The sequence below is a fragment of the Chromohalobacter canadensis genome (genome assembly GCF_029544075.1).
GTDB lineage: Bacteria > Pseudomonadota > Gammaproteobacteria > Pseudomonadales > Halomonadaceae > Chromohalobacter > Chromohalobacter canadensis_A.
Genome location: NZ_JAJQJH010000002.1, coordinates 266432 through 288686, shown reverse-complemented (window position 1 = coordinate 288686; position 22255 = coordinate 266432). Strand labels below are relative to the sequence as shown.

18 protein-coding genes are annotated in these 22255 nt (G+C 59.6%); 12 read left to right on the top strand and 6 right to left on the bottom strand.

The window, feature by feature from the left end; genetic code table 11:
- The first annotated feature begins 25 nt into the window (after window positions 1-25).
- The 4 genes from glyQ (at window position 26) to gmhB (ending at window position 5232) form a co-directional block, all read left to right on the top strand.
- Window positions 26-982: a glycine--tRNA ligase subunit alpha gene (gene glyQ / locus LUN51_RS04955; RefSeq protein ID WP_040240191.1), complete on the top strand. Its 957-nt coding sequence runs from the start codon at window positions 26-28 to the stop codon at window positions 980-982.
- A 2-nt stretch (window positions 983-984) separates the two neighbouring features.
- Window positions 985-3051 (top strand): glycine--tRNA ligase subunit beta, encoded by a 2067-nt coding sequence (glyS, locus tag LUN51_RS04950; RefSeq protein WP_277810375.1) that lies wholly within the window; start codon window positions 985-987, stop codon window positions 3049-3051.
- 447 nt (window positions 3052-3498) lie between these two features.
- Window positions 3499-4539 (top strand): SDR family oxidoreductase, encoded by a 1041-nt coding sequence (locus LUN51_RS04945; RefSeq protein WP_277810374.1) that lies wholly within the window; start codon window positions 3499-3501, stop codon window positions 4537-4539.
- A gap of 138 nt (window positions 4540-4677) precedes the next feature.
- Window positions 4678-5232, top strand: coding sequence for a D-glycero-beta-D-manno-heptose 1,7-bisphosphate 7-phosphatase (gene gmhB / locus LUN51_RS04940; protein WP_277810373.1), 555 nt, complete (start codon window positions 4678-4680; stop codon window positions 5230-5232).
- A 155-nt stretch (window positions 5233-5387) separates the two neighbouring features.
- On the opposite strand, the gene gyrB is transcribed toward gmhB, so the two are convergent.
- From gyrB to dnaA, 4 genes are all read right to left on the bottom strand, one after another.
- Window positions 5388-7805, bottom strand: a complete 2418-nt coding sequence (gene gyrB / locus LUN51_RS04935) for a DNA topoisomerase (ATP-hydrolyzing) subunit B (protein ID WP_277810372.1) — start codon at window positions 7803-7805, stop codon at window positions 5388-5390.
- 19 nt (window positions 7806-7824) lie between these two features.
- Window positions 7825-8910, bottom strand: coding sequence for a DNA replication/repair protein RecF (gene recF / locus LUN51_RS04930; RefSeq protein ID WP_277810371.1), 1086 nt, complete (start codon window positions 8908-8910; stop codon window positions 7825-7827).
- A gap of 101 nt (window positions 8911-9011) precedes the next feature.
- A complete protein-coding gene (gene dnaN / locus LUN51_RS04925; protein ID WP_277810370.1) occupies window positions 9012-10115 on the bottom strand; it encodes a DNA polymerase III subunit beta in 1104 nt (367 codons plus the stop codon).
- Between the two features lie 49 nt (window positions 10116-10164).
- Complete coding sequence (gene dnaA / locus LUN51_RS04920; RefSeq protein WP_277810369.1) at window positions 10165-11652, bottom strand: chromosomal replication initiator protein DnaA; 1488 nt, start codon at window positions 11650-11652, stop codon at window positions 10165-10167.
- A 590-nt stretch (window positions 11653-12242) separates the two neighbouring features.
- On the opposite strand from dnaA, the gene rpmH reads away from it, so the two are divergent.
- The 8 genes from rpmH (at window position 12243) to efeO (LUN51_RS04880) (ending at window position 20502) form a co-directional block, all read left to right on the top strand.
- The gene (rpmH, locus tag LUN51_RS04915; protein WP_040240205.1) at window positions 12243-12377 is read left to right on the top strand and encodes a 50S ribosomal protein L34; all 135 of its coding nucleotides are present in this window, start codon (window positions 12243-12245) and stop codon (window positions 12375-12377) included.
- Between the two features lie 11 nt (window positions 12378-12388).
- A complete protein-coding gene (gene rnpA / locus LUN51_RS04910; protein WP_277810368.1) occupies window positions 12389-12775 on the top strand; it encodes a ribonuclease P protein component in 387 nt (128 codons plus the stop codon).
- Window positions 12776-12858: 83 nt separating this feature from the next.
- A complete protein-coding gene (gene yidC / locus LUN51_RS04905; RefSeq protein WP_277810367.1) occupies window positions 12859-14556 on the top strand; it encodes a membrane protein insertase YidC in 1698 nt (565 codons plus the stop codon).
- A 100-nt stretch (window positions 14557-14656) separates the two neighbouring features.
- Window positions 14657-16033, top strand: coding sequence for a tRNA uridine-5-carboxymethylaminomethyl(34) synthesis GTPase MnmE (gene mnmE, locus LUN51_RS04900; protein ID WP_246894723.1), 1377 nt, complete (start codon window positions 14657-14659; stop codon window positions 16031-16033).
- Window positions 16034-16221: 188 nt separating this feature from the next.
- Window positions 16222-17061 (top strand): iron uptake transporter permease EfeU, encoded by an 840-nt coding sequence (gene efeU, locus LUN51_RS04895; protein ID WP_040240214.1) that lies wholly within the window; start codon window positions 16222-16224, stop codon window positions 17059-17061.
- Between the two features lie 14 nt (window positions 17062-17075).
- A complete protein-coding gene (efeO, locus tag LUN51_RS04890) occupies window positions 17076-18227 on the top strand; it encodes an iron uptake system protein EfeO (RefSeq protein WP_277810366.1) in 1152 nt (383 codons plus the stop codon).
- Between the two features lie 35 nt (window positions 18228-18262).
- Entirely contained in the window at window positions 18263-19579 is a 1317-nt protein-coding gene (efeB, locus tag LUN51_RS04885; RefSeq protein ID WP_277810365.1) for an iron uptake transporter deferrochelatase/peroxidase subunit, read from the top strand.
- An 86-nt stretch (window positions 19580-19665) separates the two neighbouring features.
- On the top strand, window positions 19666-20502 hold the full coding sequence (gene efeO / locus LUN51_RS04880) for an iron uptake system protein EfeO (protein WP_277810364.1): 837 nt from the start codon (window positions 19666-19668) through the stop codon (window positions 20500-20502).
- Window positions 20503-20567: 65 nt separating this feature from the next.
- On the opposite strand, the gene LUN51_RS04875 is transcribed toward efeO (LUN51_RS04880), so the two are convergent.
- Together LUN51_RS04875 and LUN51_RS04870 are read right to left on the bottom strand one after the other, a co-directional pair.
- A complete protein-coding gene (locus LUN51_RS04875; protein ID WP_277810363.1) occupies window positions 20568-21413 on the bottom strand; it encodes a 23S rRNA (adenine(2030)-N(6))-methyltransferase RlmJ in 846 nt (281 codons plus the stop codon).
- A 108-nt stretch (window positions 21414-21521) separates the two neighbouring features.
- Window positions 21522-22202, bottom strand: coding sequence for an OmpA family protein (locus tag LUN51_RS04870; protein WP_277810362.1), 681 nt, complete (start codon window positions 22200-22202; stop codon window positions 21522-21524).
- Window positions 22203-22255 lie beyond the last annotated feature (53 nt).

The following is a 22255-nucleotide window of genomic DNA, read 5'->3' as shown; positions in this document are numbered from 1 at the left end:
TTCATGGGCCAACGGTACTTCACCAATGACACAGTCGACGCCAGACGTGAAAACCTTCCAGGGCCTGATCCTTGCCCTGCAACAGTACTGGGCCGAACAGGGCTGCGTAATCATGCAACCCCTGGATATGGAAGTCGGAGCCGGCACCTTTCATCCCGCGACCTTCCTGCGCTCCATCGGCCCCGAGACCTGGAATGCCGCCTACGTGCAGCCATCGCGCCGCCCCACCGACGGGCGCTATGGCGAGAACCCCAATCGCTTGCAGCACTACTATCAGTTCCAGGTGGTGATGAAGCCCTCCCCCTTGGAGCTACAGGCGCTGTATCTGGGCTCGCTCGAGCGTCTCGGTATCGACCCGCAGGTCCACGATATTCGCTTCGTCGAAGACAACTGGGAGTCTCCTACCCTAGGTGCCTGGGGGCTCGGCTGGGAAGTCTGGCTCAACGGTATGGAGGTGACCCAGTTCACCTACTTCCAGCAAGCCGGCGGCATCGAATGCTATCCGGTCACCGGTGAGCTGACCTACGGCCTGGAACGCATCGCCATGTACTTGCAGGACGTCGATAGCGTTTACGACCTAGTATGGACCTACGCTCCCGATGGTTCATCCGTCACCTATGGTGATGTCTACCTGCAAAACGAACGCGAACAGTCGGCTTACAATTTCGAACACGCCGATGTCGACTATCAGTTCTCCGCTTTCGACCACAGCGAAGGCGAATGTCAAAAGCTACTCGACGCGGGGTTGCCCCTGCCCGCCTACGAGCACGTGCTCAAGGCATCGCATACTTTCAACCTGCTCGACGCCCGGCACGCTATCTCGGTCACCGAGCGTCAGCGTTACATCCTGCGTGTGCGCACCATGGCCCGTGACGTCGCCCACGCCTACTTCGAATCGCGCAAGGCAGCCGGGTTCCCCATGGCATCCGAGAGCATCCGCCAAGAACTGCTGAGCCGAGAAAGCAACGAGGGAGACGCGTAAGAATGGCATCCAACACCCTACTGGTCGAACTCGGCGTCGAGGAGCTTCCGCCAGGCGCCATCGAGCCCCTCGCCAATGCCCTGCGCGACGGTCTCGCAAATGGCCTTGCCGACGCTGAGGTCCCCTTCGAAGCAGCTCACGCCCACGCCACGCCACGCCGCTTGGCGGTCAGCATCGTGGCACTTGGCGACAAGCAGCCGGATCGCGAGATCGAGCGGCGCGGCCCGGCCCTGGCTGCCGCCTTCAAGGACGGCGCGCCCACCAAGGCCGCAGAAGGCTTTGCGCGTTCCTGCGGCGTCGAGGTCGCAGACCTGATCCATCTGGAAACCGACAAGGGTACCTGGCTCGGCTATCGCTATCAGGAGCCGGGCGAAGCCACCACGGCGCTGTTGCCGGCCATACTCAGGCGTGCCGTCAACGCTCTGCCGGTGCCCAAGAACATGCGCTGGGGTGCCTCTCGGCTCGAATTTTCGCGCCCCGCGCATTGGTTGGTCATGCTCTACGGCCAGGATGTGGTTCCCGCCGAGGTACTCGGCCTCGAGGCCGGCCGTACCACCCGTGGGCATCGCTTCCATGCTCCGCAGGCCATCGAGCTGGCACACGCCGATGACTATCTGGACGTGCTCGAAAACGCCTTCGTACTGGCCGATAACGATCGCCGGCGTGAGCGTATCCGCGAGCAGGTACTGGCCGAAGCCGAGGTCAACGACGCCACGGCCGTCATCGACGACGACCTCCTCGACGAAGTCAACGGCCTGGTCGAATGGCCGGTGGCGCTGACCGGCAGCTTCGACGAGCGTTTCCTCGAAGTCCCCGCCGAGTGCTTGATCTCGTCGATGAAGGCCAATCAGAAATACTTCCACCTGCTCGACGCTGAGAGTCAACTCAAGCCGGCCTTTATCACCGTCTCCAACATCGAAAGCCGCGATCCGCAGCAGGTCATCGAGGGCAACGAGAAAGTCATCCGCCCGCGTCTGGCCGATGCCGCTTTCTTCTACGATACCGACCGTAAACAGACATTGGCCTCGCGGCGCGACGCACTGGATAACGTGGTCTTCCAGCAGTCGCTGGGCACGCTGGGTGACAAGGCGCGACGCATGGAGACGATCGGCGCGTTCATCGCCGAACGGATCGGTGGCGACGTCAACCATGCCCAACGTGCCGCACAGCTTGCCAAGTGCGACCTGGTCACCGAGATGGTGCTGGAGTTTCCCGAACTCCAGGGCATCATGGGCACCTACTACGCCCGCCAGGACGGCGAACCGGAAGAGGTCGCGCAAGCACTTCACGAGCAGTACCTGCCGCGTTTCGCCAGCGACGACGTACCCAAGACGCAAACCGGCTTGGCTCTAGCCTTGGCTGACCGCCTGGATACGCTGACCGGCATCTTTGGTATCGGCCAGCGCCCCACGGGCACCAAGGACCCCTTCGCCCTGCGTCGCGCCGCCATTGGCGTTCTCAACATCCTGATCAAGGGTGAGCTCGATCTCGACTTGCGTGAACTTCTCGAACTCGCCGCCGCTCAGCATGACGAACTACCCAAGGCTGACGGCCTGATCGATGATGTGCTGGGTTACATGCTCGACCGCTTCCGCGCCTGGACCCAGGACGAAGGCATCGCCGTCGAGGTCTATCTGTCGGTGCGCTCTCGCCCGGTCAAACGACCGCTCGATTTCGCACGTCGGATCCGTGCCGTGCATGCCTTCAGTCAGCGGGAAGAAGCGGCAGCGCTAGCGTCAGCCAACAAGCGCGTCTCGAACATCCTCGCCAAACAGCAGCACGATGGCTCTACCACCGTGGATACCTCGCTGCTGCAAGCCGAAGCCGAGACGACGTTGAGTGAAGCGCTCGAGCAATGCCATCAAGCGGTACGCCCACTACTCGATGCCGCACGCTATTCCGAGGCGCTGGATGTACTGGCCCAGCTTCGTGGCCCCGTCGACGCCTTCTTCGACGATGTCATGGTCATGGCTGAAGACGAGGCGGTACGCCGCAACCGCCTCGCTTTGTTGGCCAACCTCCAGGCCCTGTTCCTGGAAGTCGCGGATATCGCCCAATTGCAGCAATAACCCACACACGCGTTGCAACTGAAAAGGGTGGCCTAACCGGCCACCCTTTTTTGTTTCACGTGGAACATAATGTTTAGCGATATTGTGCTTCTTCACTAGACCAGCCAGACCTTCCTTGCGTACCAACTATAAAATGTTTCACGTGAAACACTGCGCGCCCGGATTTGACATCGAGGTCCTCCTCTTCCCTCTTCCTCGTAGCTCGTAGCTCGTAGCTCGTAGCTCGTAGCTCGTAGCTCGTAGCTCAAGGATTGTTCCACGTGAAACATCACGCTCAGGAGGGAGGACCGTGATGCGATGGCCGTTGGAACTGAAGCCACGGCGAGACTAGATTGACCGACGACTATATCCATTATTTTAGTGCTAGATGTAGACGGCAGCGACAAGGATCGCTTGAGCAAAATATCGTACGAAGCGGATGTGTCACGTAAAACAGGGAGGAAGCACATGAAAGCATTAATCGCAGGCGCCAGTGGCATCATCGGTCACGGTGCGCACGATGCACTGAAGAAGCATGGCGCCGAGGTAAAGGGACTGGGTCGACGCTCCATCGAAGGTATCGACACCGTTACGGTGGACCTGACCGACGCCGAAGCAACCGAGAACACGATTCGCGATCAGGCGGCGGATACTACACACCTGTTCTATGCTGCCTTAGCGCCGGATACCGATCTGTCGACCGAAGCGAAACGCAACGCCCAGATGCTGGATAATCTACTCGATGCACTGGAGCAGGCCAATGCCCCACTGACGCGAGTCGTCATCTATCAGGGGTTCAAGATTTACGGCATACATCTCGGCACCCAAGTGCCAACCCCGGCGCGAGAGTCTGATCCCAGCCATATGCCACCGAACATTTATCAGGCCCAAGAAGCAATGCTTGCCAAGCGCGCAAAAAGCGCCGAGTGGGATTACGTCGCCTTGCGCCCCGATGTCGTCGTCAGCGGCAATATCAACGGAAACCCCATGAATATTGCAGCCGTCATCGGCGCCTTCGCGGCTATTTCCCGCGAGCTCGGCGTGCCACTACGTTATCCGGGTAGCGAGGCCGCTTACCATGTACTGATGCAGACTACCGATGCGGCACTGCTGGGAGAGGCCAGCCTCTGGGCCGCCGAAACCGAGGGTATCGGTGGTGAAGCTTTCAATGTCACCAATGGTGACATTTTCCGCTGGGAGCGCCTATGGCAGGATATCGCCGCTTACTTCGACTTGCCCAGCGCTAGTCCTGTCCCGCTTGATCTCGAGCAGCACATGGCCGATAAGCAACCGGTCTGGGAGCACATCGTGGAGAAACACGGTCTCGCGGAAAAACGCCTCGAGCGTGTGGTCCAATGGGGCTTCGGCAACTTCGTGTTCAATACCGAGACCGACGTCATTTCGGATGTTAACAAAATCTACCGTCATGGGTTCACTCGCCGCTGTGATTCCCGTGAATCGCTATTCGCAGCTTTCGATCGATTGCGCGAGAGGAACATTCTTCCGTAAGCGACTCTCCGCCACACCTCCCATGCCCCATTGTCACTAAAAACGACACCCCATGTTTCACGTGAAACATGGGGTGTTTTGCAGCCGGCGTACTTAGCCATGATAATTGGTATCAGTTTTCCTGCTGGCCGAGACTCCATGACTCAACTCGTCATCCTCGATCGAGACGGCGTCATCAACCGAGATTCCGATGACTACGTAAAATCGCTCGATGAATTTCTCCCCTACCCTCAGGCCATCGAGGCCATTGCGCGTCTATCGCAAGCCGGCTGGACAGTGGCGGTTGCCACCAATCAATCGGGCATCGCACGCGGCTATTTCGATGTAGCCACCCTTGAGGCGATGCATGCCAAGATGCAAGAGCTGGTGAATGCCGCTGGGGGTGAAATCGTCTACACCGCCTATTGTCCGCACGGGCCGGACGATGGCTGTTGTTGCCGCAAGCCTTTACCAGGACTGCTGGAGCGCATACGCGATGCACTCGGGTTAGAAACGCTCGAAGGCAGTTGGATGGTGGGCGATAGCCTGCGCGACCTGCAGGCCGGCGACGCTGTGGGATGTCAAAGCGCTCTGGTGCGTACCGGCAAGGGAAAGCGCACCGAGCTAAAAGGCACAGGCCTCGATGACGCATTCATCTTTGACGACCTTGCCGCCTTCACTGATTGGCTTCTCGGCCACAAAGCCGCTTCTTGATACTTGCTTGCCTTGGCACAGCGGCTTACGGTTCGTCATCACACCACAAAAAAGGCTGGCAACGCGATGACGTTACCAGCCTCTTTCTATCGCACTGTAGAGCAGTACTTCACCGCAGATGTTCCACGTGAAACATCCCCTGCCCGTGTGCCCTGCTAGATATCCAGATTGGCGACCAGTGCATTGCGCTCGATGAAGTCACGACGCGGCTCGACTTCGTCACCCATCAAGGTGTTGAACATCATGTCGGATGCCACGGCATCTTCGATGGAAACGCGCAGCATCCGGCGAGAATTGGGGTCCATGGTCGTTTCCCATAGCTGATCGGGATTCATCTCGCCCAAGCCCTTATAGCGCTGCACACTCAAACCACGCTGAGCTTCGCTCATCAACCACTCGAGCGCTTCATAGAAGGTATCCACCTTACGCTGACGCTCACCGCGGGCTACGTAGGAGCCTTCTTCGAGCAGCCCATCGAGCGTCTCGCCCAATGCAGTCATGGCGCGATAATCGGCGCTACGGAAGAAATCGACGCCCCACACGTAGTCAGTCGTCACCCCATGCGCCGTCAATGCTACGCAGGGCAGGTAAACACCACGCTCGGTATCTTCCTGTAGATGGAAGGTATAACGTGGACCGCCCTCGTAGGCGATGAGATCGTCCATTTCGCGCTGCAGATGGTCGATCCAATGCTGCATGGTCTCACGGTCCTTGAGGCTATCGCTCTCAAGCCTTGCAGTATGCACGATCTTGCGCAGCACGAGGTTGGGATAAACCCGCGAAAGACGGTCGATACGCCGCATGACATCGCGATACTCATTGACCAGGGTCTCGAGATGCTCGTTGGCAATGCCCGGCGCATCGGCATTGACGTAGAGGCGAGCGCCATCCAACGCCGTCGTGGTCAAATAATCCGTCAGCGCCTGTTCATCCTTGAGATAGGTTTCCTGCTTGCCGCGCTTGATCTTATAAAGTGGCGGCTGAGCGATGAACACATGGCCACGTTCGATCAGTTCCGGCATCTGCCGGAAGAAGAACGTCAATAGCAGCGTGCGGATGTGCGATCCGTCAACGTCGGCATCCGTCATGATGATGATCGAATGATAGCGCAGCTTATCGGGATTGAACTCCTCGCGCCCGATGCCACACCCCAACGCCGTGATCAGCGTGCCTACTTCAGCCGAAGACAGCATCTTGTCGAAGCGCGCCTTCTCGACGTTCAAGATCTTGCCCTTGAGCGGCAGGATCGCCTGGGTGCGTCGATCACGTCCTTGCTTAGCGCTGCCGCCTGCCGAGTCGCCCTCGACCAGATAAAGCTCCGACAGGCTCGGGTCTTTCTCCTGACAATCGGCCAACTTGCCTGGTAGCCCAGCGATATCCAATGCACCCTTACGGCGCGTCATATCGCGCGCCTTACGCGCTGCCTCGCGAGCACGTGCAGCGTCGAGCATCTTGTTGACGATGGCCTTGGCATCATTGGGCCGCTCCACCAGATAATCGCCCAGCTGACGCCCCATCTCCTGCTCGACTGCCGTCTTGACCTCGGACGACACCAGCTTTTCCTTGGTCTGCGACGAAAACTTGGGATCGGGCACCTTGACCGACACGATCGCCGTCAACCCTTCCCGCGCATCGTCACCGGCCGTGTTGACCTTGGCCTTTTTCAGCAGCCCTTCGGTTTCGATGTAGTGATTGAGCGTACGCGTCAAGGCTGCCCTGAAACCGGCTAGGTGCGTGCCGCCATCGTGCTGGGGAATATTATTGGTGTAGCAGAAGATATTCTCGGAGAAGGTGTCGTTCCACTGCATCGCCACCTCGACCCCGATGCCATCTTCGCGTTGCGTTTCGAAATGGAAAACGGGGTTCAACGTTGCTTTGTTGGTATTCAGGTGATCGACGAAGGCCCGTAGCCCGCCTTCATAGTGAAACAGTTCTTCCGCACCCGAGCGCTCGTCGAGCAAGCGAATCGCGACACCGGAGTTGAGGAACGACAGCTCACGCAAGCGCTTTGCCAGAATATCGTAGTGAAACTCGATATTGGCGAAGGTTTCGGTCGACGGCTTGAAATTGACCTGGGTACCGCTCTTCTCAGTCTTTCCCACCACATCCAGGGGTGAATCAGGCACGCCATGATGATAGATCTGTTCATAAACCTGACCGGCGCGCCACACCGTGAGCTTGAGCTCTTCAGAAAGCGCGTTAACGACGGAAACACCAACGCCGTGAAGTCCGCCCGAGACCTTATAGGAGTTGTCATCGAACTTGCCGCCGGCATGCAGCACCGTCATGATGACTTCTGCCGCCGAGACGTTTTCCTCCGAATGCATATCAGTTGGAATGCCACGCCCATTGTCACTGACGGTGACGGACTCATCGGGGTGGATCACCACGCGAATCTCGCTACAGTGTCCCGCGAGCGCTTCGTCGATGGAGTTATCCACCAACTCGAAGACCATATGATGCAGGCCCGTGCCATCATCGGTATCGCCGATGTACATGCCGGGGCGCTTGCGTACTGCATCCAGGCCCTTGAGAACCTTGATGCTCGATGAGTCGTAAGCTTGTTCGCTCATTGCCTACTCCGTCGTGAAGTCATTCCGTGAGCAGTCGCCCGTGTTCCACGTGAAACATCGCGACATCCGTTTCCGACTGCCATGCATTCTCGAGCGCACTGCGCTCGACTCCGGTAATAAAGACCTGGCAGTGCAAGCGCTCCAGCCAATGACAAAAGATCTGCCGATGCGAAACATCAAGCTCGGCAGCCAGGTCATCGATCAGGTAAACGCAGGTACGCCCCGTCAGTTCTTCCAGCAAGCGCCCTTGGGCTAATTTCAGCGCACTCACTACCAACTTTTGCTGCCCGCGCGATAGCTCTTCCACGGCAGCGCGCTTGCCAATGCGTAAGCGCAAATCGGCACGTTGCGGCCCCTGCTGGGTAAAGCCCATTTGCCGATCGGTATCCCGACCGTTTTCGAGCACGTCTAGCAACCCACGCTGTTTGTCCCATCCGCGATAATAACGGAGAGACAAACCGGAAAGCGGCAACAACTCATGCAATGTCGCTTCGAATGTCTTGGCGAATTGCGCCATGTAGTCGCTGCGCAAGAGGTCGAGTTGCTCACTCCAATGTGCCAACTCTTGCTCCCAGACACGCATCGATCTTAGGTCGATTCTATCATGTCTGAGCAGGGCATTCCGATGTTTCAGGGCGCGCCGTACGCGCCGCCATGCCTCGAAAAATTCGTGTTTCACGTGAAACACTCCCCAGTCTAGGAACTCACGCCGAGCCGCAGGCGCACCTTCCAGCAGACGGAATGCATCGGGGTTGATCAGCTGCAGGGGGAGCGTTTCCGCCAAGCGCGCCACACGGATACCGCGTTCGCCATCGAGACGAATTTCCAGCTCAGCGGCATCGCGTGACCGACGAACGCCCAACGATACCGGCGGATCACCTGCCAGACGACCGTGCAAGGTGACGGCATCGGCATCGTGGGTGATTGCGTGCTTGAGCTTCTGAGTGCGGAACGAGCGCGCCATCCCCAACATGTGCACGCCTTCCAGCAAACTGGTCTTGCCACTGCCATTGGCACCGGTCACCAGGTTGATCCCCGGCGCGGGTCGCATATCGAGTGCTGCCAGGTTACGCAAACCTAGGAAATTGAGACGTTCGAGGGGCATAAGGGGATCGGAGGCAGCATGCCACCTCGGACGCGGTTAGTAATGTCGGCTTGAACCGACCGCGCCCGAGACGTACATGGGTTAAAAAGCAGCGCAGGCGATCAGAGGCGCATCGGCATGACCACATACATGGCATCGCCACCGCCCGGTTCTTCCAGCAGTGCGCTGCTGTTGGGGTCGGAAAGCGTCATTTGCACGCGGTCGGCATCAAGCACGCCGAGCACATCCACGAGATAGCCGACATTGAACCCCACTTCCAAGGTGTCGCCCTCATACTCGATGGCCACGTTTTCCTCGGCTTCTTCCTGCTCGGGGTTGTTGGCCGTCACACGCAGGTTGTGCTCTTCGAGATTGAGCCGCACTCCACGATACTTCTCGTTAGAGAGAATCGCGGTACGCGACAACACCTGACGCAACTCACCACGCTCGGCGATAATGACCTTATCGCCGCCCCGCGGGACCACTCGCTCGTAATCGGGGAACTTGCCGTCGACCAGCTTGGAAGTAAAGGTGAAATCCCCGGTTTGTGCGCGCAGATGGGTGCCGCCGATGGTGAGCTCCACCGGCTCATCGCTGCCATCCAGCAAGCGCGCCAATTCGAGAATGCCCTTACGCGGTACGATGAGCTTCTGCGACGGCTCCACTTCGACCTCGGCGCTACGCGCACACACCGCCAAACGGTGACCGTCGGTCGCCACCGTACGCACCAGATGATGGCCGAACTCGAGCAGCATACCGTTCAGATAGTAACGCACATCCTGCTGCGCCATGGCGAAAGAGGTCGCATCGATCAAGTGCTTGAGTGTGCCACGCGTCAAGGTCAAGGTCGTATCGCTTTGACTTCCCTCGATATTCGGGAATTCCGCCACCGGCAATGTTGACAAGGTGAAGCGTGAACGCCCCGCACGTAGCACCGCACGCCCTTCTTCGAGCGTAAAGGTGATATCGGTCCGTTCGGGCAACGACTTGCAGATATCCATTAGCTTGCGCGCCGGCACCGTCGCCGAGCCCGGCTCGTCGACATGATGCGGGGCCGTGCGACCGATCAGTTCGACTTCGAGGTCCGTACCGGTCAGCGCCAGTTGCGTGTCGCGTACCTCGAGCAGCACGTTGGACAGCACCGGCAGGGTCTGGCGACGTTCGACGACGCCGGCGACCAGCGACAGTGGACGCAAAAGGTCTTCGCGGGTGATGGTAAATCTCATGGGCTCCACTCTCGTCCTGGGGTCCAAGGGAATATTCTGGCCGCTATGCTCAACTGGTCAGCAGCCGCAACAAGTTCTTGTAATCCTCGCGGATATCCGCGCTTTCTTCCTTGAGTGTCTGCACCTTTCGGCAGGCATGCAGCACCGTGGTGTGATCGCGCCCCCCGAAGGCATCGCCGATCTCGGGCAGGCTATGGTTGGTCAATTCCTTGGCCAAGGCCATGGCAACTTGGCGTGGACGTGCGACCGAACGCGAACGGCGCTTGGAGAGAAGATCCGCTAACTTGATCTTATAATACTCCGCCACCGTGCGCTGAATGTTGTCGACGCCGACCTGCTTGTCCTGCAGAGCCAGCAGATCCTTGAGCGATTCACGGATGAAATCCTGGGTGATCGGCTTGCCCATGAAGTGCGAGTCGGCGATGACCTTTTTCAATGCCCCTTCCAGCTCGCGCACGTTGGAACGAATCTTCTGTGCGATGAAGAACGCTGCATCGTGCGGCAGGTCGACCTTGGCTTGGTCAGCCTTTTTCATCAGGATCGCCACGCGGGTTTCCAGCTCGGGCGGCTCGATGGCCACCGTGAGCCCCCAGCCGAAGCGCGATTTGAGGCGTTCTTCCACCCCACTGATTTCCTTGGGGTAGCGATCCGAGGTAAGGATCATCTGCTGGCCGCCCTCAAGCAACGCATTGAACGTATGGAAAAATTCTTCCTGCGAGCGCTCCTTGCCGGCGAAAAACTGGATGTCGTCGATCAGCAGTGCATCCACGCTGCGGTAGAAACGCTTGAAATCGTTGATGGCGTTGAGCTGCAGTGCCTTGACCATGTCAGCCACGAAACGCTCTGAATGCAGGTAAACCACCTTGGCGTTTTCCCGCTGGCCAGCCAGATGATTGCCTACTGCATGCATGAGGTGCGTCTTACCCAAGCCGACACCACCGTACAGGAACAGCGGGTTATAGGCACCACCGGGGTTTTCGGAAACCTGGCGCGAAGCAGCACGCGCGAGCTGGTTCGATTTACCCTCGACGAAGGTCTCGAAGGTAAAATTGGGATTGAGTCCACTCTGGTGCTTGAGACTCCCTTCCACCTGCACCTGACGCTCGCCACTACTCCGGCGCGAGGAATCCTCACGCTCACGCATGCGATCGATTTCCTGCTCATCCGCATAATCGCCCCGAGCTCGCGGTGCATGTACGGCGGGCGGTGTCTCGGGGGGGCGCGAGGTATTCATTGCCGCCGCCGATACAGGTGACCCTAGATCACGCGGCGACGACATGGCCACGTTGCGACGGCTGCCAACCGTCAGCTGCACCTTGGGCGGCTTGCTGGATGCAAGCTCCCTCAGCAACTCATTGATACGCTTCAGGTATTTATCATTGACCCAGTCACGCACGAAGCGATTGGGCGCCAGCAGACACAGCTCGTTGGCGTCACCGTCCTCCGCCTGCAAGGGGCGAATCCAGGTGTTGAACTGCTGAGAGCTCAGCTCATCCTGAAGAAAGTTGAGGCATTGCTGCCAGAGAGCGACCGACACACGACCTCACCTAGCGTTGATGAATGGCCGACTATTGTATCGTTCGGCGCCCGGGTTATCCACATGGGCACCAAGTCTCTTTTCCTGTGGAAAACCCTATCCATAACTCAGCGCACAACGTGTCCTCTCAACGTGGAGATGTCTCAGGGTGTGGAGAAATCGCCACTTACCCACAATGCTACCGACAGTTTACCCACCGCTTTCACGCCTTTTCTCCACATATTCAAGAACATGGCATCTCTTTGTTAATAAAGGTATAAAATTGGTTATCCACAAACAATATCCCCACTATTAATAACAACATCAGTTAGTATAACTTCAATAATGATAATTGCTTTATCGTTTCACTCAGGGACGGGACGACAAGCGGTGAGCGTCCAAACGAGTATTCGCTTGGGCGGACCGCCTCGGCACATGCCGAACCCTCGGCGCCGTAACAAAACAGGTGTGGATAAAAACGCCGGAAAAATTGCACCTGCCCCAGGGATTCACTAGAATTGCCGGTCTTGAGCCGAATACCGCCTGGTGCGAGCGTACCAGGCTCTTCAGTTTCAAATCGTTTCCAAACAACCACGTGAGAATTCGCAGCTATGAAGCGCACTTTTCAACCGAGCGTCCTAAAGCGCAAGCGCGTGCACGGCTTCCGTGCTCGCATGGCCACCCAGAACGGCCGCCAGGTGCTGGCGCGTCGTCGTGCCAAAGGTCGCAAGCGTCTGAGCGCCTGACTGGACAACGAATGTCCGATCAGGGCTTTCCCCGGCGGCGGCGACTGCTAACTGCCGGGGACTATCAGCACGTCTTCGCTCACGCGGCCTTCAAGGTGCACGGCAAGGGCCTTTTGATGCTTGCGCGTCCCAATACTCTCGGTGAACCGCGAGTGGGGCTCGTGTTTAGCAAGAAGAACGTACGTCGTGCTGTCGACCGTAACCGTCTGAAACGCCTCGTCCGTGAATCCTTTCGTCTCCAGCAGCATCATCTACCCGCCGTGGATATCATCTTTCTCGCTCGGCGTGGAGCTCATGAGCTGGATAACGATACCTTGCATCGCCAATTGCACGGCATGTGGCGACGCCTGGAAAAAGACGTACGCAAGCAGTCGGTCTCGTCCACGCCATCTCCTTGATCGGCATTTCTTCGCCACGTTCCACCGTGGCCGCAGTGCCGGTCGGGACGTGACGTCAGAATGTATCACCGGGCAGAATCCTTATGGACGTAAAACGACTCCTACTTGTCATCCCGCTCGCGGTACTCGCCTATCTACTGGTCATTCAGTGGAACGCGGATTATGGGCAAAACAGCGTCGAACAACGCGCACCTGAAAGCGTTACCCAGGATACGTCCGATAGTAACGCCGGCAACGACAGCCTCTCGGTTCCCACGTCCAACAGCAGCGGTAACAGTGCCTCATCGCAAGAGGCCGCCGACATGCCTGGTGCGGACGGGCAAACCGACTCGGACGGCTTGATCGAGGTACGCACCGGCACACTGGATATTCGCATCGATCCGCGTGGCGGCGATGTCGTCTATGCTGCTCTACCCAAGCACAAAGAGTCCTTGAATAGCGAGCAACCCTTCGTTCTCCTCAGCGACAACAACGTGCGCAGCTACGTTGCCAAGTCGGGGCTGCAATTGGAGGGCCATGATGGGCGCATCGATTTCTCTTCCGAGCAAATGCAATATTCGCTCGGCGACGAGCAAGATAGCCTAAGCGTCGACCTCACGGCCGAGGTCAATGGCGTGGACGTCATCAAGCGTTATACCTTCGATCGCGACAGTTACGCGGTCAATGTCGAGTACCTACTCGACAACCAGAGCGAAACGCCTGTCTCCGCACGTTTCGTCGGTCAGCTTGCTCGCGACAATAGCGCCGATCCCAGCCAGGGTGGCGGTCCTATGAGCATGAAGTCATTCCTCGGCGCGACCTTCTCCACGGAAGAAAGCAATTACGAGAAGATCGACTTCGATGACATTCGTGAAGGCAACTTCAAAAATGTCAACTCCGAGGGCGGCTGGGTCGCCATGATCCAGCACTACTTCACTTCAGCATGGGTTCCGGTGCAGAGCCAAGAGAATCTTTATTACGCCAATATCGATTCTCGTGATCGCAATGTCGCTGCATTTGCCGGCCCCTCCCAGCAGATCCAGCCCGGCAGTGAAGCCACTCTGGCCGCGACGCTCTACATGGGCCCCAAGATTCAGGACCGTCTGGAAGACATCGCGCCGCACCTGGAGCTGACCGTCGACTTCGGTTGGCTGTGGTTCATCGCCAACCCGCTGTTCTGGCTGCTGGCGAAGATCCATGGCCTAATCGGCAACTGGGGTTGGTCGATCGTGCTGCTCACGGTCGTCGTGAAGCTCGTGCTCTTCCCGCTCTCTGCCAAGGCGTACAAGTCAATGGCGAAGATGCGCAAGATGGGCCCGGAGATGAAGCGCATCAAGGAGCAGTACGGCGACGACCGACAGAAGATGTCGCAGGAGATGATGAAGTTCTACCAGAAGGAGAAGATCAATCCTCTGGGGGGCTGCTTGCCCATCGTCGTGCAGATGCCGGTCTTCATCGCCTTGTACTGGATGTTGCTGGAATCAGTGGAACTGCGTCATGCGCCCTTCATGTTGTGGATCAATGACCTTTCGGCCCAGGACCCCTACTTCATCCTGCCGATCATCATGGGTGCTTCGATGTTCGTTCAGCAGTTGCTGAACCCGACACCGCCGGATCCCATGCAGGCCAAGATCATGAAGATGCTGCCTGTAGTCTTCACGTTCTTCTTCCTGTGGTTCCCGGCCGGCCTGGTGATCTACTGGATCTGCAACAACGTCATTTCGATCCTTCAGCAGTGGGTTATCACGCGCAAGATCGAAAGTGACGGCGAAACGGGAAAGACGAGTAAAGCCAAGAGCTAACGGCTTCTCGATTTCCACTAGATCAGACCCCCGCTTCGGCGGGGGTCTGGCGTTTTGGGCCTGCCACCCGGACAATACCGGCAACGAGTCGGAGAATGACATGACTGCCACGCCTCTCTATCGCCAAGACACCATCGCTGCCATCGCCACGCCCCCCGGACGGGGAGGAGTAGGCATCGTACGCATCTCCGGGCCCGCCAGCCGCACCTTGGCCGAAGGCATACTCGGTCATTGCCCGGCGGCGCGTCACGCGTATTACGGTCCCTTCCACAACGCCAACGGCGATGTCATCGACGAAGGGATCGCGATCTTCTTCCCCGGCCCCCACTCCTTTACCGGCGAGGATGTTCTCGAACTACAAGGGCATGGCGGACCGGTGATCATGGACCTGCTCCTCGAACGCTGTGTCACGCTAGGCGCCCGTCTGGCGCGTCCCGGCGAGTTCTCCGAGCGCGCTTTCCTCAACGACAAGCTCGACCTGGCCCAAGCCGAGGCCATCGCCGATCTGATCGATGCCAGTTCCCGCGCCGCCGCCGAGAACGCCCTGCGCTCGCTGCAGGGAGAATTCTCGACGCGCGTCGCAGCGCTCGTCGATAAACTGATCGAGTTACGCATGTTCGTCGAAGCCGCCATCGACTTTCCCGAGGAGGAGATCGACTTCCTCGCCGACGGCAAGGTAGCGGCGATGCTTAACGACGTGCACACCATGCTCGGCGAGGTACGCGCCGCCGCCGGTCAGGGGGCGTTGATGCGCGAAGGCATGAACGTGGTCATCGCCGGGCGCCCCAATGCCGGTAAGTCGAGCCTACTCAACGCCCTGACGGAACGCGACAGTGCCATCGTCACCGACATCGAAGGCACCACCCGCGACGTACTGCGCGAATACATTCATCTGGATGGCATGCCGCTACACATCATCGACACCGCTGGGTTGCGCGACACACCGGATGCCATCGAGAAAATCGGGGTCGCCCGCGCTTGGGAAGAAATCGAGAAGGCTGACCGCGTGCTGCTATTGGTCGATGCGGCGACCACGACTCAGACCGACCCCATGCAACTCTGGCCCGAATTCGTCGCGCGCCTCCCCCATCCCGAGCGCCTGACGCTGGTGCGCAACAAGATCGACGAAAGCGGTGAGGACGCCGTAAGTGATTTATCCACAACTCCACCACTGGTGCGCATGTCCGCCATTACCGGAGTGGGTGTGGATAACTTGAAGAACCATCTCAAGACGGTGATGGGCTTCGATGCCACCACCGAGGGACGTTTCTCTGCACGCCGGCGACATCTTGATGCCCTCGACCGCGCCGGTCAGGCGCTCGACAACGGCATCGCCCAACTACAGGGTCACGGCGCCGGTGAACTCCTCGCCGAGGATCTTCGTGAAGCGCAGCACGCGCTCGCCGAAATCACCGGCGAATTCACCGCCGACGACCTGCTCGGCGAAATCTTCGGCAGCTTCTGCATCGGGAAGTAAGGCCGCACGCCCCCTTCCTGGCGATCGTCACCGCGCGCTATCGCCAGGAACCTATTCCATCAGTGAAGACGAATTGATTTAGGAATTGGCTTGCCACGACCTTGGGGCAGGCGTAACCTACAAATAACAACGAATCTCATTATCTTTCGAGATCGTATCCTCTTATCCCGCTTCACCAGGACACCAACGTGCTTGTCCCTTTTCTCATCATGCTACGCGAGGGGCTCGAGGCCGCCCTGATCGTCGGCATCATCGCCAGCTATCTTCGCCAGACCGGGCGTGGCGCCTGGATGCCCGCAGTATGGATCGGCGTTTTCCTTGCTGTCGCCTTGGCCCTGAGTGTCGGCGCAGGCCTACAGTTCGCCAGCGCCGAGTTCCCCCAACGTCAGCAGGAGCTGTTCGAGGCACTCGTCGGATTGATCGCCGTGGGTGTGTTGACCTGGATGGTGTTCTGGATGCGCCGTGCCGCCCATAGTGTACGCCGTTCGCTGACCGGTGCCCTCGACGACGCCTTCGAAAGCGGTCATCGCCAGACCCTGGCGCTGATCGGCATGGTATTCCTGGCGGTGGCCCGCGAGGGGCTGGAATCGGTTTTCTTCCTGCTCGCGGTGTTCCAGCAAAGCACCGACCAGGCTGCTCCATTAGGGGCTTTGCTGGGTATTCTCGCCGCACTCTTGGTGGGCCTGGCTCTCTATCGCGGTAGCCTGCGCCTCAACCTCGCGCATTTCTTCCGTCTGACTGGATTCTTCATCCTGCTGGTGGCCGCTGGCCTGCTGGCTGGTTCAGTGCGTGCCTTGCATGAAGCCGGCGTCTGGAACCATGCCCAGCAGGTCCTTTTCAACCTCGGCGACCGGTTGCCGCTGGATTCACCGCTCGGCGCCGTGTTCGCCGGTGTGCTCGGCTACCAGCCGGCCCCGACCGTGAGCGAGGCGGTGGTGTATGTCAGCTATCTACTGGCGACGCTACTGCTGTTCTTTCGCCCCGCTCGCACCGCGCGATCGGCCGTCCCACGCACCAACGCTCGCTGATCGGAGAGAGTTCCATGCCCCCGTCTTCCCCTCCCTCCGCACGGCTGCTCAAGCTCGGCATATTGGCATCGGCCGTGCTGATGCTCGCCGCCTTGGGCCTGTTCGCGCTATCGCTTAACGGTCGCGACCATGGCGACGGCGATGTCCGGCTCGTGGTCACCGCTCAGGGCTGCGAACCCCGTGAACTCAGCGTGCCCGCCGGTGAGACGCGCTTCAGCATCGTCAACGACTCCCAGCGAGCCATCGAATGGGAGATTCTGGATGGCGTGATGGTGCTCGAAGAGCGCGAGAACATCGCCCCCGGCCTGCACCAGCCGCTGACCGCGACTCTGGCGGAGGGCGACTACGCCATGACCTGCGGGTTATTGAGCAATCCCCATGGCACCCTCCACGTCACGGCCAACGACGATGCACCAGCGGTCGCCTTGTCGCGCCAGGATTTCATCGCTCCGCTGGCCGAATACAAGGTCTACCTGACCCTACAGACGCGTCGCCTGATCGAAGCCACCGAGACCTTGCACCAGGCCATTACTGCCGGAGAACTGGACACGGCACGCATGGCCTACCGCGAGGCACGCCTCATCGATCAACGCTTGGCGATGGCCACCGGGCTCTATAGCGATCTCGACGAACGCCTCAATGCCCGCGCCGACTACTTCGCCGAGCGCGAGCAGGATCCAGAATTCGTCGGCTTTCATCGTCTGGCCCAAGGCTTGTTCGAGACTGGGAGCACCGACGGCCTGATTCCGATCGCAACGCAACTGCTCGAAGATACTCGGACACTCGGCGAACGCCTCAGACACCAGGCGATTCCGCCGTCTCAACTGGCCAACGGCAGCGCCCGGGTACTCAAGGCTTGGCACGCCCACGCCATCGACAGCAAGACACTGAACGCACATGAACTGCTCGACTTACAAGGCCTGACCGCAGGCGCCGAGAAGATCGTCACGCTACTCGCGCCGCTACTCGAACGTCAGGCACCGGACGCCCTGGAAGGCCTGCAAGCGCAGCTCGCCAGACTCCAGCAGGACTTGCCGGAGAAGAGCAACATAGCGCCGGGAGCGAAACGCAGCAGCGCTGTCGACCGCGACGCCTTGCTGACCGACACCCACGCCCTGGCCGACACCCTGGACAAGCTCGACCGCACGTTGGCCCTGAATGGCTGATCATCGTCCCTCTTGCATCATCACGGCTTATCGACATGAGTGATCGACCCGACAATACCTCACGCTGCCCCTTTACATTGGATCGACGTCGCTTTCTACAGGGGCTGGGGGCGGCCGGTGCCGCCGCCGGGCTGGGCGGTTCGGCCTGGGCCGGATCGCGCGACGATGCCGCCGGTGCCCACGCCGTTACCGGCGCACCGGTCAGTACCACCACCCAGCAGTCTCATCCCTTTCACGGCCGTCACCAGCAGGGCATTCTCACCCCGCGTCCGGCCACCGGCATGGTCGTTGTCTGCGACGTGCTGGCCCGTGACCGCGCCGGACTGGAGCGGCTTTTGCGCATCCTCACCGAGCGTATCGCCTTTCTTACCCAAGGCGGCACCTATCCTAAACGCGACCCAAGTTATCCACCGGCGGATTCCGGCATCCTCGGGCCGACCATCGCCCCGGACGCGCTGACCGTCACCGTCTCGTTGGGTGCCTCGGTGTTCGACGAGCGTTTCGGCCTGGCGAACGCCAAGCCCAAGCATCTGCAACGCATGACGGGATTCCCCAACGACGCTCTGGAGCCGGCACGTTGCCACGGCGACCTGTCTTTGCAGATCTGCGCCAATACGCACGATACGACCATTCACGCCCTGCGCGACATCATCAAGTACACGCCCGGCCTTCTCATGGTGCGCTGGAAACAAGAAGGCACGGTGCCGGTGATGCCACCCAGTCCTGATCTCCCCGCGCCCAGCGCGCGCAATTACCTGGGCTTTCGCGACGGCACCGCCACCCCGAACACCGACGACGACGCTCTGATGAACGCATTGGTGTGGACCGGCGCCGATCCCGACGAACCCGACTGGACCCACGGCGGTAGCTATCAGGTAGTACGCATCATTCGCAACTTCGTCGAACGCTGGGATCGCGCGCAGTTGGCCGAACAAGAAGCGATCTTCGGGCGGCGCAAGGAAAGCGGCGCGCCACTGTCTGGCGGCAGCGAATACGACAAGCCCGACTACGCCAACGACGTGGATGGCCAGATCACCCCGCTGGACGCGCATATTCGGCTGGCCAACCCGCGTACCCCAGGCTTCGAGAAGCACCGTATCCTGCGTCGACCGTTCAACTATTCCAACGGCGTCGAGGCCAATGGCCAGCTCGACATGGGGCTGCTATTCATCGTCTACCAAGCCGATCTCGAGGCCGGTTTCATCACCGTTCAGAACCGCCTCAACGGCGAGCCGCTGGAGGAATACATCAAACCGGTAGGCGGCGGATACTTCTTCACGCTACCGGGCGCCATCGATGAACACGACGTTCTCGGTCGTTCCCTGCTGGAAGCGACCGCGCCCCATGCTTGATCACAACGACAGGCGCTCCCCAGGTGCCGATAGCCATGACCGAACTGGCCCACGAACAACTCGATCCCCACTCAAGGAGTCATCGCATGTCACCGCGTGCACTGTTTTTTGCCGCTAGCGTCTTCGGCCTCATGGCCCTGCAGACACCGGCCCAGGCGGACGTCGATCCCGAGGCGCTGGTCGAACCGATAGCCGAGTACAAACTTTACGTGCTCGATAATCTCGATCAATTCGTCAGCCATACCGAGAAATTTACCCAGGCCATCGAGGCCGGCGATCTGGAACGCGCCCAAGCGCTCTACGCCCCGACACGGGTCTACTACGAACGCATCGAGCCGATCGCCGAGCTGTTCGCCGATCTAGATGCCAGCATCGACGCCCGAGAGGACGACTACGAACACGGAGTCGAGGATCCCGACTTCACCGGTTTCCATCGTCTCGAATACGGCCTCTTCAAGGAACAGACCACCCAAGGGTTTACGCCCTACGCCAAACAGTTGATGACGGACGTCAATGACCTCGAATCACGCGTACAGGATTTGACCTTTCCGCCCGCGCAGGTCGTTGGCGGCGCTGCAGCACTGATGGAAGAAGTCGCCGCAACCAAGGTCAGCGGTGAGGAAGACCGCTATAGCCACACCGACCTGTGGGATTTCCAGGGTAATGTCGACGGCTCGCAGAAGATCTTCGAGCTTTTCAAGCCGCTAGTCGCCGAGGAAGACCCGGCCTTCGTCGACCGTGTCGAGAAAAACTTCGCCGCCGTTGAAGACACACTCGCCCACTACCGGCACGAAACCAACAATCCCGAGTCCGGTTTCGTCAGCTACGAAAAGGTCAGCGAGACGGACCGGCGCGCCTTCGTCGGGCCGGTCACCGTGCTTGCCGAGGATCTCGCGACCCTGCGCGGCAAGCTAGGTCTATAAAGACCCGGTGCGATCACGCAACGGCATCAGCAACCCCCTGCTGGTGCCATTGTCGTTTTGTTGTCTCACTCCGGCGCCCACCATTGCGATGAATGTGTCGCGTCGCCCCCCAGGCAGCGTACGACACGCGCCAGGCTGTCATCGAGCTGCGTATCCACGCCCCAGGGCGGGTTGAAGATCAGCATGCCGCTACCGTACATGCCATGCGTGGCATCGCCGGGCGGATGCAGCAGCAGCTCGCTGCGCCAGACCTTGCGTACCCCACTGCGCTGGACGGCATCGAGCAATTCGTGATGGCGCCCGCTGGGCAATAACGGATACCAGATCAAGACGATGGCGTGACGCACCTTCGCGGACACGGCCTGCAACGTCGTAGCGACGTCGACATATTCCTGCTTGATCTCGTAACTGGGGTCGATGAGCACACAAAGGCGGGGCGTCGTAGGCGGCAAAGAGGCACGCAGGCCGGCCAGCCCGTCCGCGTAGAAGCGTCGTGCCTGATCGGGCAATGCTTGGGCCTCGAGATGGCTCGCCTCGCCCGGATGAAGCTCGTACAGGTCGAGCTGATCCTGCACCCGACATGCCTGGGACAACCACCAGGGCGACCCCGGATAGTGGCTGAGCCGAGGTGATGCCTGCACTGTGCCGAGACACTCGCACCATGGGCCCAGCAACGGATCGTCGGCAAGGCACTCGCGCGCCGCCCAGAGACTCGCCACACCGTGGCGATATTCCTTGAGGCGCTGTGTTTCCTCGGCATCGAGGGAATACAGTCCGCGTCCGGCATGTGTATCCACATACGTAACAGGGGAAGGTTTACGTAATAGATGACGCAGAACGGCGAACACAGAGAGATGTTTGTGAACGTCGGCAAAATTACCGGCGTGGTAGGCGTGCTGATAGGCGAGCATGAAAGGTTCCGAAACGACGTGAAGCGCGGAGGAAGCCCACGTCAGGGGCGCTGATGAACCTGGCAGGCCAGGCCGGCGTGAACCGGCCTGGCACGCTGCCGTGGTCGCTTAGCTCTGCTGAGTGACAGGCGTCAGCGTGATTTCGACACGACGGTTCTGGGCACGGCCGCTTTCAGTATCATTGCTGGCGACGGGTTGGCTTTCACCGTAGCCGACCGTAGCGATACGATTGCCAGCGATGCCTCCCTGACCGAGATAATCAGCCACGGACTGCGCGCGACGCTCCGACAGGCGCTGGTTGTAGTCGGCGCTACCGGTGCTGTCGGTGTAGCCTGCCACGTTGATCCGTGTCTTGGGATACTCGCGCATGACGGCGGTGGCATCGTTGAGTGCCTGACGAGCGGGCGTCCGTAGCTCGCTGGAGTCAACATCGAAGGTCACGCTGCTGGGCATGTTGAGGACGATATTGTCGCCCTGACGGTCGACCCCGATGCCGGTCCCGTCGAGATCCTTGCGCAGCTTTTCTTCTTGAGCATCCATGTAGGCGCCCACACCGCCGCCGATGGCTGCCCCGGCAGTCGCCCCGATCAACGCACGGTCACGCCGGCTGGTGCTGCCGTCCCCGGTCAGCGCCCCGGCAATTGCGCCCACTGCAGCACCAATGCCCGCACCACCTAAGGTCTTGCCGTGGTCACTCTGTTGGCCGCCGGTTTGCGCATCGTTGCTTGCACAACCCGTGACACCAATCGCCAGAGCCAGCGGAATCGCCATCCATATCGAGCGTTGCATGCGTCCTTTCTCCTTAGCTGTAAATACGCTTCGAAAAACGTTCTAGCGTTCCT

Excerpts from the sequence above, each read along its gene's own strand:
- glyQ (WP_040240191.1), top strand. The coding sequence starts at position 26 with ATGACACAGTCGACGCCAGACGTGAAAACCTTCCAGGGCCTGATCCTT.
- glyS (WP_277810375.1), top strand. The coding sequence starts at position 985 with ATGGCATCCAACACCCTACTGGTCGAACTCGGCGTCGAGGAGCTTCCG.
- LUN51_RS04945 (WP_277810374.1), top strand. The coding sequence starts at position 3,499 with ATGAAAGCATTAATCGCAGGCGCCAGTGGCATCATCGGTCACGGTGCG.
- gmhB (WP_277810373.1), top strand. The coding sequence starts at position 4,678 with ATGACTCAACTCGTCATCCTCGATCGAGACGGCGTCATCAACCGAGAT.
- gyrB (WP_277810372.1), bottom strand. The coding sequence starts at position 7,805 with ATGAGCGAACAAGCTTACGACTCATCGAGCATCAAGGTTCTCAAGGGC.
- recF (WP_277810371.1), bottom strand. The coding sequence starts at position 8,910 with ATGCCCCTCGAACGTCTCAATTTCCTAGGTTTGCGTAACCTGGCAGCA.
- dnaN (WP_277810370.1), bottom strand. The coding sequence starts at position 10,115 with ATGAGATTTACCATCACCCGCGAAGACCTTTTGCGTCCACTGTCGCTG.
- rpmH (WP_040240205.1), top strand. The coding sequence starts at position 12,243 with ATGAAGCGCACTTTTCAACCGAGCGTCCTAAAGCGCAAGCGCGTGCAC.
- rnpA (WP_277810368.1), top strand. The coding sequence starts at position 12,389 with ATGTCCGATCAGGGCTTTCCCCGGCGGCGGCGACTGCTAACTGCCGGG.
- yidC (WP_277810367.1), top strand. The coding sequence starts at position 12,859 with ATGGACGTAAAACGACTCCTACTTGTCATCCCGCTCGCGGTACTCGCC.
- mnmE (WP_246894723.1), top strand. The coding sequence starts at position 14,657 with ATGACTGCCACGCCTCTCTATCGCCAAGACACCATCGCTGCCATCGCC.
- efeO (WP_277810366.1), top strand. The coding sequence starts at position 17,076 with ATGCCCCCGTCTTCCCCTCCCTCCGCACGGCTGCTCAAGCTCGGCATA.
- efeB (WP_277810365.1), top strand. The coding sequence starts at position 18,263 with ATGAGTGATCGACCCGACAATACCTCACGCTGCCCCTTTACATTGGAT.
- efeO (WP_277810364.1), top strand. The coding sequence starts at position 19,666 with ATGTCACCGCGTGCACTGTTTTTTGCCGCTAGCGTCTTCGGCCTCATG.
- LUN51_RS04875 (WP_277810363.1), bottom strand. The coding sequence starts at position 21,413 with ATGCTCGCCTATCAGCACGCCTACCACGCCGGTAATTTTGCCGACGTT.
- LUN51_RS04870 (WP_277810362.1), bottom strand. The coding sequence starts at position 22,202 with ATGCAACGCTCGATATGGATGGCGATTCCGCTGGCTCTGGCGATTGGT.